We start from the raw sequence: 12,523 nt of genomic DNA on the forward strand, positions 1-12,523 counted from the left end.
TGCGGATCTGAGCGGCCTGGCCCCGCTCTCATCCCCGGCACTCCGCGCGTGGATGCGAACCTACCGAGGCAGCGCCGAGGCTCGCTGAGCCGGGCGTCGACGGGTGCGTCGCCTGCGGCTGATCAGGCGACGCACCCGTCCTCGCTCGAGCCGATTGCTGACCTACACCGTTCGGGGTTTGCCGGGATCCGAGAGCGCTTCCCGCAACTCCGCGACCTCCGGCGGCCAGGCCCTGATGAAGAGATCCACCGACCGCCCCAACTGCATGCGCAGCCGCCGTCGGAAATCGGTCAGTTCCGATCGGTCGAACGGCCGGGTGCTCAGCTCGAAGAAGAGCAGTCCACGACCGGTCACGGCCAGCAGCCCGTGGACGGGACCGGAATCCGCCATCGGCTGAGGGCGCACCCAGGCGACTGCCAGCCGCTGCACCCCGGCTGACGCGTCGGGCAGTTCGCCCGGGTCTATCGGCGGGAGCGATTTGGTGGTCAGTCCCCAGCGCACGAGGTACTGGTCGATGGTGGCCGGGCCGAGGCTGGTGCCGAACTGGTCGCGGATCAACTCCGCCACCGCCCGTCGCGTCCACAGCAGGTACGGCAAACCCGCGCGCTCCGGAGGGCCGGCGGAGATCGTCTGCACCACCCACCCCTGCTGCGACGGGAGCAACGCCATCCGCGACCCGGCGCGCCTGCCCTTCTTCCGGACGACGAACGCCTGCTCGCCGTTCGAGCGGTACTCGCGCACCCAGTTGCCGACGGACTTGCGGGAGATCCCGTGGTTCTGGGCGACGCAGCTCATCGACAGGCCGGCTTCGACCTCGGCGACGACCTGCCGTCGCAACTTCTGCAACGCGTCCGCGGACAGGCTTCGGGCGCCGCCGTGCAACCGGTTCTCGCATTCCACTCGTAGCTCCCTCCTGGGAATTCGTCGCTGAGTTCTCGCGCCCCCGCCCGGCGATGCCGCGCACGCGACCTGCCCGCGGCAGTCGGCACTGCGCCGACCGCCGCCGCGCGGACCGGTCGGCGCAGTGGCCTCAGCCGATGGTCTGACCGATCCACTCGCGGTACGCGGTGGCATCGGTGTAGATCGACGGGGCGGTGCCGCAGACGGGGACCACGCTGCCGAGTCGGCTCGTGACCCCGGTCAAGCGCCAGTCGCCGGGAGAACCTTCCAACTGCGGGCCGCCCGAGTCACCGAAGCAGGCGTTGTCGAGCAGGAGTTCCTGACTTCCGGTGCAGATCTCGGTCGGGCCGTCGACACCGCCCAGCGAGCATCCCGCATCGGCCGCGACTTGCGTTCCGATCTGCTGCAACTGCTCGGGCGGCTGCCCGCAACCGCGCAGCGGGCAGGTCAGACCCCAGCCGATGATCCTGGACGGGGTACCGGTGGCACCGGAGCTGTCGGCGACCCGGATCGGTGTCTGCGAGGTCGCTCGATCCAGCTTGAGCAACGCGATGTCGCCGTTCGGGCCGTTCGTGGCGTAGTCCGGGTGCACGACGATCTGGGACACACCGCGCTCGGTCCCGCCCCGGGTGTGGTCCGGGCTTCCGATGCGGAGCCCGAGATCGGCCGGGCTCGCCTCCTGCACGCAATGCGCGGCGGTGAGCACCCACTGGTCGGCGACGAGCGAGCCGCCGCAGCTGTGTTGGCCCTGCCGCTGCAGCGATGCCATCCAGGGGTACTGCTCGGTGGCGGTGTGACCGCCCGTGACCAGCGTTCCCGGACTGCTGTTGATCAGCTCTCCCGATGCGCCGGCCACCGCCGGTGCGACACCGTGGCCCAGCAGCGCGGCCGTCAGGACGGCCAGCAGTGCGGAGGTTCTTCTCATGGGACTCCTCTCCCGCCGCGTCCTCCAGGAAGCGGGCGCGATCGCCGTGCGCTGGAGGACGGAGCGGTTCACTGGGATGTTGGAAACGAGATCCGTGCTGAGACGCGCGTGTCAGACCGCGTGGACGTTGCCTTGCTCGTCGATGTGGACGTTCACCGTTGCCAGCGGTGCTTTCGCCGGGCCTGCAACGGGAGCTCCGCTGGCGGGGTCGAACTCGGCGCCGTGGCACGGGCACTGGAGCTTCGCCTCACCGGCGTTGACGGTGCAGCCCTTGTGGGTGCAGGTCGAGTCGAAGGCCTTGACGGTGCCGGGTTCCGGCTGCGAGACCAGCACCGGTTTGCCGTCGGGTCCCGGAACGGAAACCACGCCACCGACCGGGACCTGCGACACGGTGGTGAGCGTGAACATCTGCCCGGGTAGTGCCGCCTGTTCCGGGGCGGCCGCGGGCTCGGCGTCATCGGCGCAGGACGTCAGCGCCCACGCTCCCGCCACGGCTCCGGTGCCTGCGATCAGCGTGCGGCGGCCCACGTGAATTCCGGGTTCGTGCTCCACGATGTGTTCCCTCCTCATCGGACTACTTCATTCCCGGCGAACCGGACTGCGGCGGCGTCGGTCCACACCGACCGCGCCCCCGACTCGCCGATCCGCACCACCTGCACCGTCGACCCGGCGCTGAACACGATCGCGCCGGTGATCAACACGACGGCCACGAGCCGCCTCGGCATCCCTGCGATTCCGGTTCCGCCTCGCACGCGAAGCCCCCACACGTGGACGGCCACCGACCACAGGGCCAGTCCGGCGACCCAGGGCAGCAGCCCCTCAGCGAGTTCGGCATGGGTCGCGGTCTGCGCGGAGACCTGAACTTCCTCGATCAGCGATTCACCGGAGCTCTCCGCGATCGGCACGCTGATCGCCGCTGATGACGCCAGTCCCGGCGTGATCCAGCCCAATCGCTCGCGAGCCGCCGGCCAGATCACTGAAACGAGCACGGTGAACGCGGCCGCAGGTACGAGCACGACGACGAGGTGAACCACGAGCGGGTGCAGCGGAATCCCATCGATCCCAGCGGGAAGCATGCTCTTCTCCTTTCAACACACCACAGTGGACTGAGCGTTCATCACCGCGGGTCCGGCATCTCCAGGGACGGCGCGGTGGGCCGGTTGGGCACGAGAGCGCCCACCCCGTCGGTGATGTCACCGATCACCGTCCCCACCGGGCACAGCACGGGCGCCTTCTCCAGAGCTGGTCCGCACTCGGCCGGTGGTTCGGGAGGTGGCGCGGTCGGTGGGGCCGGCTGGGTCGGTGCTTCCGGTGGGACGGGCTCGGGGGCCGGGGCCGGCGCAGCGGGATCGGCTCCGGGACCTGGGTTGCCGTCGAATCCGGAGGACTCCGCCACCAGGTCGACTCCGGCGCCGTCCCGCACCGGATGAACACCGGTTTCGTACCTCCGGATCCATCCGATCACGATGTCCACGTAGGTGTTCGAATGGTTGTAGCGCAGCAGCGCTCCACGCAGTCCGTCCATCGTGGACATGTCGGTGCCGTTCGCGCACAGGTACCGCCCTGCCGACAGCGTCGCGTCGAAGACGTTCTGCACGTCCGCCCGCCCATCGGCCGATCCGTCGACGCCCCAACCCGCCCAGGTCGATGCGATGAACTGCATCGGGCCCGCCGCGCGGTCCCACCCACCACCGTTGCGGATGGCGGCGTTGCCGCTGGTCCCGTTGAGCGGAGGCCCGTAGATGGGCGTGCGCATCGTGCCGTCGAGCGTCACGTCTCCGTTGCGCGCGTGGTGCGACTCGACCCGACCGATCCCGGCCAGCACCGGCCACGTGAGCCCGCAGCTCGAGTCGGCGACAGCCTGGACGGCGGCGGCACGTTCGTACGCGCTCAGCACGGTCGCCGGAATCCCCAGCGCACCTTGCCGAACCGGTGCGGGCGAGGGCGGTCCGGCCGGCAGAGGCGGTGGTGGATCGAGGAACAGCGGCGTTCCCCCGTCCACGGCCGCACGCACCGGTGGTGCCGCGCCGGCGCCGGGTCGGGAAGCCGTTTCCGTCCCCGGCACCATCCCGTCCACCGCGGCCAGCGCGAACAGCCCCGCCAACAACGCCGTGGCGGTGCGGGCCCGCGTGCGGTGCTCGGCGCGATCGAGCAGGAACCCGGTGGCCACGTCACTCACCACCCACGGCGGTCGCGCGTCGCCGCCGGAGGGTGTTGATCGCCCCGTCGGCCAGCACGAACAGCACGAGGCTCGCCCCCAAGACCGGCAGCGCCCACGTCAGCACGACCACCGCGAGCAGAACGAGGACCAGCCAGGGCCGGGAGAGCTGTCTCCACACCGGCGGCGGCAGTGAGGCCCACCGTCCGCGATACGGGTTGTGCACCCACCACATCCGGTAGCCGAGTGCCACCAGGGCGAACAGTCCGACGGCCAGCACCGCGAGCACGATCTGGTTGGCGAGACCGAACAGCGTTCCGGTGTGGAACTCGACGGCGACCGCCGAGAACTTGGCGCCGAACGAGTAGTCCTCCCAGCCGGTCTTCTCGACCACCCTGCCGGTGGCGGCCTCGATCACGAGGCTGTCCCGCTGCAGCGGCAGTCCCGGCGCGTGCTCGACGACCGCGTAGCCGCCACTGGCGTGCGGTGGTCGCACGATCAGCTCGCCCCGCAGTCCCTGGGCCGCGGCGATCTCGACGGCGCGGTCCACTCCGATGTCCGCGACAACGGCCTGAGCGTCAGGTCCGGTCGCCGCGCTCTGCGTCGTCCGTGCGGGCTCCGGGCTCGCGGCCAGCGGTGATCCCGGGATCTCGGGCAGAACTCCCGGCAGGAGGTCGGACAGGTCGGGCAACGGCAGTCCGGGAATCAGCGGAAGCAGCGGCTCTGACGGAGGCGGCGGTTTCGGCGCGGGTTGCGGCGGCGGGACCGGGCTCGGCTCCGGTTCCGGCGGCGCCGGCCGCTCATGGGACGGCGTTCCGGGATTGCTGGGCGGCGTCTCCGGCGCGCTCGCCCCCTCCCCTGGCACGCTCGGCTCCCACGAGTTCCCGCCCGACGGATCCGGTTCGGTGGTCTGAGGTGGGGCCGCGGCCGGGGGTGCAGCGGGAACCCCCAGCGGCGGAGGCGGCGGCACCGGGAGCGCACCGGGCAGCGGCGAGCCGGGAGGCGAGCCCGTCGCGGGCAGCGCCGCGACGCTCGGGGCGCCCATCGACACCGGATCGGTGCGCTGGTCGGCGCGCCCACCCGCGTGTTCGGACATCACCAGCCCCGACACCGACAGCGCGAGCACACCGAGGGTGAGCCACACGCCGAGCGGACCGTGCCACGCCCGCAGCCGCCACCACGGTTCCCGCACTCCCCGCGCGCCGACCGGGAGCAGGAGTTCCCGCCAGCTCGGCCGGTTGCGCCTGCGCGGCTGCGCGAGCCACACGACCAGCCCGCCGATCGTGATCACCGGAAGCCAGCTCGCGGCCAGTTCCGCGTAGACCCGGCCCGGTTCGCCGAGCCGCAGGTTGCTGTGCAGTTCCCGCAGCCACACGTTCGCGGGCAACCGGTGTCCGACGGTCGTGAGCTCCCCGTTGATGAAGTTCGTGTACGGGTCCACGAACACGGTCCGCCCCTCCTCCGGCCCGGTCAGATCCGGCACCGACAGCACCACGCGCGTCGTTCGGCCGGGCTCCGGTGGCGTGATCACCTCGCGGACGGTGCCCTCGGGGTGCGCGGTGAGCGCCGCCTGAACCTGCTCGGAGACCGGTCGCGGGGTGCTGATCGGCGCGTTCGCGTACAGCTGCCGGTGGTAGAGGTTGTCGTGGATCTGCGGGCTGAAGACGTAGATCAGCCCCGTCACGCACAGCACCAGCACGAACGGCGCGACCACGATTCCCGCCAGGAAGTGCACCCGGCGGGCCACCAGGCGCAGCCCGGTCATCGGGTTGGCCGTCGGGCGGCGCTTCGCCAGGGTGGGAGGGCGATCGGTTTCCGCCATGGACACGGCAGGCTCCTTCCAGGGAGGCCGGGCGCCCGTCTGGTGGGGCGCCCGGCCTGGTCTCAGTGCACGTCGAGCGGCTGGGCGACCGTCTGCGTGCCGCCGTCGGGGGTGCGCACGTTGAGCACGACCGCCCACTTGCCCGGTTCGGGCAGCGACGCCGCGCCGACCGCGTGCCCGGGGCCGCCGCCGGAGCGCAGCGCGAGCGGAGCCGAGGCGCCCTTCTCCCTGGCGAGCAGGCCGGCGACGCGGACCGCGTCGGTCGGGCGACCGGCCTCGTCGAGGACGGTGATGTGGGTGTCCAGCCGGATGCGGCCGTTCTCCTCGGCGGGGATCAGCGCCAGGTCGATCGAGCCCTGGCCACCGGGTTTGCCGGTGTCGTAGGCCACCCGGAACGGGCCGGGCTGCTGCCGGATCGAGGCGGGCGTGGAGCTGTCGTTCCGCGCGTGGGCGGTGTCCGGTGCTTGCGCGAGCACGAGCGCCGAGGTCGCGCCGACGAGGACCGCCGCGACGCCGATCCCGACGCCGGCCGTGGTGCGCAGCCGCCGGGGCTCGGCCGATTCCCGTTCCACGGCTTCGACGGTGAGAGCGCGCTGCCGTCGCAACCGGATGCGGAGGACGGCGCTGACGACCATCAGCAGCACGGCGAGCGCCACCAAGCCGATCGCGAGCCAGGCCGGTTCGCCATCTCGCACCGCTTGCCACACGTGATATCCGCCGGTGCCCACGAGCACTGCGGAGCAGCCCGCCAGGACCGGGATCAGCCGCGGCACAACGGATTCCTGTTCCCGGTGGCTACTGGGCACCACGCGGCCGAGCAGCAGCACGCTCGTGATCCCGACCGCCGCCGCGGTGAGCGTCGCGGTGTCGACGGCGGCCTCGAGCGGCGTCGGGGTGCCGATCGGGCGGGTGCGGGCCAGCGACCACGTCGCAGCCAGCGCCGCTCCGCCACTGAGCGCGGCGACCCCGCGCGTCAACCGTGCGCGCCGCGTCTCCGCGGGAGAGGCCTCCAGCAGCCACACCACGCCGGCCATCACCGGTATCAGCAGCGCCAGCCTGCCCAGCATCCCGTGCCCGGTAGGAGATTCCACAGCGGCCCAGAAGAGGGCGGGGTCGAAGGCGTCGCCGAGCGGGACCCACGCTGCGTACGGGCCAAAGGTCACCAGCGTGCCGATCGTGGCCAGCGCAGTGCCGATGCCGGACCAGATCAGCACCCTGCGCACCGATCTCGACCTCGCGGCGCCGGGCTGGAGGGCGGCGACGAACACCGCCGCGCCGATCAGCAGCGACATGGCTCCGAGTGCGGCGACGCGTGCCGTGACGTGCGCACCGGTCACCCACGGATCGTGTTCCGCCGCGATCTCGGGAACACCCACCGGCGTCGACGGCATCACGAGGTCGAAGGTGAACGCGCCCGCGACCTGTTCGAGCCGGTCGGACGGCAAGGCCCACGCGACCGTGTAAGTCCCGCCGTAGCGGACCGGCGGCATCGCGACCGCCACCGTGTCGTCATGTCCGGCCGGGTTGTAGGGGCGGGTGAACACGACCTGCTCACCGGGCGGGCTGATGATGCGTACCGTCGCCAGTCCGGCGGGAACGGGCCTGTCGAACCTCAGCAGCACCTCGTCCGGTGATTTCACGTTCTCCGAGTTGCCCGGCGAGGTCGAGCGCAGCACCGGATTGCCCTGCGGCGCGGGCATCGTGGCCAACAACGCCCCCCAGCACACCGCGACGAACAGCACGGCGGCCAGGACGCGCCGCAACATCGGTGGGCGCGGGACGTCCCGTCGATCAGGTCGTTGTCGGGTCAGCATCGCTGTCATCGCGAGGTCACCTCCGAGACGGTGGCGCTGTCGGCGCCGCCGTCGTGGTCGTGTGCTGGTGCGGTTTCGTCGTCGAACACGGCGAAGAGCTCGTCGGGGTCGCCGCGCTCTCGCCGCCGGGCCCGCAGCGCCAGTGATCCGACGGCTGCGAGCAGCGCTACCAGGAGGGCGGTCGCGAGTCCGAGGAGCTTCCAGCGCGACGACGTGTCGGTCTGCGGTACAGCGGGGTCTCCGGCCAGAACGCGTTCGGTGGGAGGAGGTGCCGATGCGACCGCCTGCGGATCCGGTGCCGGTGATGGCTGTGCCGAAGGCGTGACCGCGGCGGCCTCGCCTCGGTCGGCGGAAGGGGGCATCGGCCCAGCACCGATTTCCGGGACGGCCGGTGACGTCGATTCCGGCGTTTGCGGTGTCGGATCGCCGATCGTGATCGTCGGGGCACCGGTGGCCGCTGCGGACCAGCGCAGGACCCGTCCGTCCGAGAACGTCTGCGTCGCGGTGAACACCAGCGAGGTGTTCTCCGGCAGCGGAGCCATCGTGAGCGGAAAGTCCTGGTGGTTGCCCGGTCGGACCCTCCCGCCGCTGTAGGTGATGATGTCGGTGACGACCGAGGTTTCCCAGTCATCGACGCGCACCGGCCGGTCCGCTCGGCGGTCCCGCCGGGTCACCGTCCAGCCGGGGACCGGCGTCGCGTCGACCAGCAGTGCCGGGTCGCGCGGGAAGTGCAGCTCGAACCGGGTGGTGACGGCCTCGTCGTCCTCGTTGACCACCCGGACCGCGACGCTGCGGGTGCCGCCTTCTGCGATCGCGTCGGGCACCAGCGACACGCTGGCCGATGCCTGCGTCGGCGCGAGCACCCCGACATCGGCGGCGATCACCCCTGCCACCACCAGGTACAGGGCGGATTTCGGACAGCACGGCATGACTGTCTCCCGGAAAGCGTTGGAAGGAAGGCGTTCACAGCCAGGAGGCGTCTTGGAGCGACCGCCCGGGGCCGGGCCGGAACCCGGCCCCGGGGGCTCACTCGGCCCGGATCACTTGCCGGTGCCGATCGGGTCGCGCTGCTGCGGAGTCAGCATCTCGGCCCACTTGCCCGCGTTCTGCTGCGCCCAGCCGTTGTAGACCAGCGGAATCGCGAGGACACCCTGACCGCCCATGCCGGACGCGCCGGTGATGGTGCCGTCGACCTCGGTGTCCGCGGTGGCGTCGAGCGTCTTGGTGCCCACGACGGCCGCATCAGCGATGTTGCCGTCCATGTTCGGGTCGACGTCGATGATCTGCATGACGTTGGCGAACTTGTTGGACACGTAGGCGTAGTAGCCGCCACCCTTCTTTGCACCGAAGTTGATGCCGTGGCAGCCCGCCGAACACGGCAGGTCCTTGACGACCTTGTCCGTCTTCGGGTCCACCACCGAGACCGTCTGCGAGAGCACGTTCGCCGCCACGAGGGCCTTGTCGTCCGGGCTCACCGGCAACTGGATCGACAGACCGCCGAAGGGCTTGCCCTCAGCCGGACCGGCGACCGGGCTGTAGTTCTCCCACAGGTCGATCGTCTTGCTGTGCACCAGCTTCCCGTTGTCGGCGCACGCGTTCTCCTTGAGGGAGACGCACGTGAGCGACTGACCGGTGAAGTCCGCCGTGTAGGCCTTGCTCGCGTCGGACGTCATGCTGGTCGCGATCGGGAACTGCCCGGTCTTCTCCGTCTTGACCGCCCCGGAGTCGAGATCGATGATCGAGGCGTTGTCGGTCATGACGTTGGGCGTGATCGCGGTCTTGCCGTCGTAGGACAGCCAGTGCGCGTGCGGGTGCCGGATCTCCCCGGACGGGCTGACGTTGATCCGCTTGGTGACAGGGCCACCGCCCGGAGCGACCTCGACGATCTCGTTGCCCGCGTTGAGACCGACGATCAGCTGGTCGGTACCCGGCTTGGTCATGATGTGCGCCGGGTTGTGGCCGACCTGGGTGTTGACGATGTGCTTGCCGGTCTCCCGGTCGAAGGCGTTGATCTCATCGTCGAACCACTCGGACTGGTAGAGGAACTTGTAGTCCTTGTCGGTCCACATGTTGTGCGGGTTGTTCATGTTGATGCCAGGAGCACCGATCTTGCGCTCGATGTTCCAGTTCTCGGCGTTGATCCGCGTGGCGGAGCCGACCTTGTCCTTCTCGCCGAACTCCTCCATCTCGGTGTCGAGCCAGACCTCGCCGACACCGGGAACGGGCGGAGCCTTGTCACCCGGGTTGAGCGTCTTGGGGTACTTGAACTTCGAGTCGAAGTAAGCGTCCAAGATCGGGATCAGGATGGGGTTGCCCGCCTCGTCGTACTGCAGGATCGGGGCAGGCGCCTGGGTCGGGTTCCAGCTGACCGGGTTCTTCGGGTCGAACTTCTGCCAGTTGTTCGGGTTGGTGATGTTGAAGAACGCGTTCACCAACCGGTTGACGATGTCGGAGTGGGACGGCACGTTGAGCTCGCGCGAGTTGATCTGCGAGCGCTTGCCGAAGTCCAGTCCGATCGTCAACGGGTCGTCCACCACGACCGCACCCAGCATGTACGGCGACACCATGTCGGCGAACGCGTACAGGCCCGGCTCGGTCAGCTGGATCTGCTTCTCACCGAAGAACGCTCCCTTGGGATCCATGAACGGAAAGCCCTGCGCACCCTCGGGGGCGATCAGGCCCATGGGGTTGCGCAGACCCTCCGACTCCTTCGGGTCCACCACGAACTTCACCGTCACGGGCGGGCCCTTGACCGCGAACTTCTGCAACTCGTTGAGCACACCCTGCAGATCCACCCCGACCGGCAACTGGTTCAGGTTGATCGGCGCGTCGACCGGCATCCCGGCCACCTGCTGGGTGAAGGAGCCCAGCAGACGCTCGGCCTTCAGAGCAGTCGGCAGGGCCTTCGGGTTCGAGACCCCGATCTCCTTGACCGTCTTCAAGGTGCTGTCCAGGTTGAGCATCTGGGCCAGGTTCTGACCCGTCTGCCCCAAGGCCGGCACCTGCTGGCCAACGCCCTTCACGAGGCCGGTCAGCCCCTCGGCCTGATCCATGTTGGTCAGCGACGTGGCCTTCTGCGGCGAGACCATCCCAGCCAGGCCCGGCAGGCCCGGCAGCGCACCATCAGGCACGCTCGGGATGATCGAACCGTCGGCGGCCGACGTGCCCACCCGAGGCAGCTCGGCGACGGCCAGCGACTGACCGCCGAAGAGGTTCAGGCCGGAGTCGAACCACTTCCCGTTGTCATCCTTGATGTGGAAGGTCACCGGCAGCGGACCTGCGCCGACCGGCTGCTGAGCAGCCGCAGGCACCGCGGCCATCGTTCCGGCGCTGGCGGTGGCGACCACCACCGCCGCGGCCGCTTTCAGGCGGCCACGCCATTTTCGGGCTCCCGGAGGAGATTCTGCGGACATGTGATCCCTCTCTGATCCGTGCGATGCGAAGATCGCCGGTTCGGCGGTGTCGGGACGAAGCTCGTTGGGTCCCAGCACCCCGGCGGTCCGACACTTCTTCCGGAGGAACGACCGCACCTCTCCGAATCCTCGGTTCGGAAAACCCGGGCAGCCCTGCGCCACACGGGTATCGTCAATTCGTTTCCGGATCGGCGGGTCATGCTCGACATCAATCGAACGAAAAAAGTTAAGCACGCCGCCGATCCCAGCGAAACGATCAACCGGTAAATCGAATGTAAAACGACCCTCACCGGACAATCGGAATTTCGGTGATCAGAAGAGAAGACAATGCATCACGTGACACCTGAAAGAAATTGAATCCAGCTTCAGAGAAATAGTTCCCACGCACAAGATCGACGCATACCAGCTGGTCACCGTTGCGCACACGGGAGATCAAGGGTCCGACGAGACCACGCCACCATGATCACGCACTGCCGCGAACCCATTGTTCAGGCACACTAGCGCGAGCCTCGAAAAAATGGCGCGAAGAGAGCGAGAGGACGCGCGGAAAACACGATCCGAGGCCACCTGAACCCCAATTCAGGCGACCTCGCGATTTGTTTTCCCTACCCTCGTCCACCCCGGTAGCGCGTCCAGCTCCCGACCGCGATGGCTAACAGCACCACGGCGGCGAAAAAGAGCCACAACGGCCTCTCGTCCGCAGCGGAGTCCGCACGACTCGCAGTCAGCTCGGTGCGCGCGGCCGACATCTCCGGCTCTCCGGATCCCGGCTCCAGATCCCCGACGACGCGACGCCCCGCCGCCCACGGCCACTCCTGCGGCGCGCGTTGCTCAGCACGTGGCACGGCGCCTGCCCCCATCTCATCGCCAGCCAGTGGTTTCGGGGTCTGCGAGGGCGGCGCAGCCGGAGGCGGAGGCGGTTCCGCCGGTTGGGGCGGCATGGGCGGTGGGCCGAGCGGGAGACGTGGCAGGTCGGGAAGTTCCACGTGCGTCACGATTCCGCACACCGGGCTCAACGTCGCGTGCACGACCGGGGCCAACCCGCCCAAGACCGCACGTGCGGCGGGGATCTCCGCCAGACGCGCGATCACTGCGTCCGCGATGCGTCCGCCGGACAGGTACCCCTCGCCGATCCGCCCCACCGAGATCGGTGGCGCAGCGCTCCACTCCGCCCGGAACGCCTCGGCCACCCCGGGCAGGCCGACGACACCCTGCACCGCCGTCGCGACGGGCTCGACCAACGCCTGCGGAAGCACCATGACCTCGGTACCAGGGGCACCCTCGACGACCGCCGCACAGGTCGGGAGGACGACAGCAGGTTCAGCCGCCTCGGCCGCGGGCGTGGCGGAGAAGGCCGCGAGCACGAGCGCGCCGGACGTCAGGTGACGGCGGAGTCCCATGCCTTCCCCTCCCCTCCCGCTCAAGGCGCTTTCTTCGCCTGTTCTCAGCAAATCCACATGCACCGGTGCGAGCCTGGGAGCTCAGCGCGGA

The 12,523-nt window shown here is 69.8% G+C and carries 10 protein-coding genes; all 10 read right to left on the reverse strand.

Features of this window, described 5'->3' with window-relative positions:
• Positions 1 to 162 precede the first annotated feature (162 nt).
• The gene (locus AB0J78_RS07345; protein ID WP_363787792.1) at positions 163 to 900 is read right to left on the reverse strand and encodes a winged helix-turn-helix domain-containing protein; all 738 of its coding nucleotides are present in this window, start codon (positions 898 to 900) and stop codon (positions 163 to 165) included.
• A 130-nt stretch (positions 901 to 1,030) separates the two neighbouring features.
• Complete coding sequence (locus tag AB0J78_RS07350; protein WP_363787793.1) at positions 1,031 to 1,825, reverse strand: serine protease; 795 nt, start codon at positions 1,823 to 1,825, stop codon at positions 1,031 to 1,033.
• A gap of 111 nt (positions 1,826 to 1,936) precedes the next feature.
• Positions 1,937 to 2,377, reverse strand: a complete 441-nt coding sequence (locus tag AB0J78_RS07355; protein ID WP_363787794.1) for a Rieske (2Fe-2S) protein — start codon at positions 2,375 to 2,377, stop codon at positions 1,937 to 1,939.
• Between the two features lie 14 nt (positions 2,378 to 2,391).
• Complete coding sequence (locus AB0J78_RS07360) at positions 2,392 to 2,901, reverse strand: DUF2231 domain-containing protein (RefSeq protein ID WP_363787795.1); 510 nt, start codon at positions 2,899 to 2,901, stop codon at positions 2,392 to 2,394.
• A gap of 41 nt (positions 2,902 to 2,942) precedes the next feature.
• Positions 2,943 to 3,995 carry a lytic transglycosylase domain-containing protein gene (locus AB0J78_RS07365; protein ID WP_363787796.1) on the reverse strand — a complete coding sequence of 351 codons (1,053 nt, stop codon included), beginning with the start codon at positions 3,993 to 3,995 and terminating at the stop codon, positions 2,943 to 2,945.
• A gap of 1 nt (position 3,996) precedes the next feature.
• Positions 3,997 to 5,805 carry a PepSY domain-containing protein gene (locus AB0J78_RS07370; RefSeq protein ID WP_363788132.1) on the reverse strand — a complete coding sequence of 603 codons (1,809 nt, stop codon included), beginning with the start codon at positions 5,803 to 5,805 and terminating at the stop codon, positions 3,997 to 3,999.
• A gap of 62 nt (positions 5,806 to 5,867) precedes the next feature.
• Entirely contained in the window at positions 5,868 to 7,628 is a 1,761-nt protein-coding gene (locus AB0J78_RS07375) for a copper resistance protein CopC (RefSeq protein ID WP_363787797.1), read from the reverse strand.
• Complete coding sequence (locus AB0J78_RS07380) at positions 7,625 to 8,548, reverse strand: DUF1775 domain-containing protein (RefSeq protein ID WP_363787798.1); 924 nt, start codon at positions 8,546 to 8,548, stop codon at positions 7,625 to 7,627. The genes AB0J78_RS07375 and AB0J78_RS07380 overlap by 4 nt, the downstream gene beginning before the upstream one ends.
• 111 nt (positions 8,549 to 8,659) lie before the next feature.
• On the reverse strand, positions 8,660 to 10,939 hold the full coding sequence (locus AB0J78_RS07385) for a copper oxidase (RefSeq protein ID WP_363788133.1): 2,280 nt from the start codon (positions 10,937 to 10,939) through the stop codon (positions 8,660 to 8,662).
• Positions 10,940 to 11,637: 698 nt separating this feature from the next.
• Positions 11,638 to 12,432, reverse strand: coding sequence for a hypothetical protein (locus AB0J78_RS07390; RefSeq protein ID WP_363787799.1), 795 nt, complete (start codon positions 12,430 to 12,432; stop codon positions 11,638 to 11,640).
• Between the last annotated feature and the right edge of the window lie 91 nt (positions 12,433 to 12,523).

It is taken from the genome of Saccharopolyspora sp. NPDC049426 (assembly GCF_040676935.1).
Taxonomy (GTDB): Bacteria; Actinomycetota; Actinomycetes; order Mycobacteriales; family Pseudonocardiaceae; genus Saccharopolyspora.

Coding starts and splice junctions, on each gene's coding strand:
- AB0J78_RS07380 (WP_363787798.1), bottom strand. CDS start 8,548: ATGCCGTGCTGTCCGAAATCCGCCCTGTACCTGGTGGTGGCAGGGGTG.
- AB0J78_RS07385 (WP_363788133.1), bottom strand. CDS start 10,939: ATGGCCGCGGTGCCTGCGGCTGCTCAGCAGCCGGTCGGCGCAGGTCCG.
- AB0J78_RS07350 (WP_363787793.1), bottom strand. CDS start 1,825: ATGAGAAGAACCTCCGCACTGCTGGCCGTCCTGACGGCCGCGCTGCTG.
- AB0J78_RS07390 (WP_363787799.1), bottom strand. CDS start 12,432: ATGGGACTCCGCCGTCACCTGACGTCCGGCGCGCTCGTGCTCGCGGCC.
- AB0J78_RS07370 (WP_363788132.1), bottom strand. CDS start 5,805: ATGGCGGAAACCGATCGCCCTCCCACCCTGGCGAAGCGCCGCCCGACG.
- AB0J78_RS07360 (WP_363787795.1), bottom strand. CDS start 2,901: ATGCTTCCCGCTGGGATCGATGGGATTCCGCTGCACCCGCTCGTGGTT.
- AB0J78_RS07375 (WP_363787797.1), bottom strand. CDS start 7,628: ATGACAGCGATGCTGACCCGACAACGACCTGATCGACGGGACGTCCCG.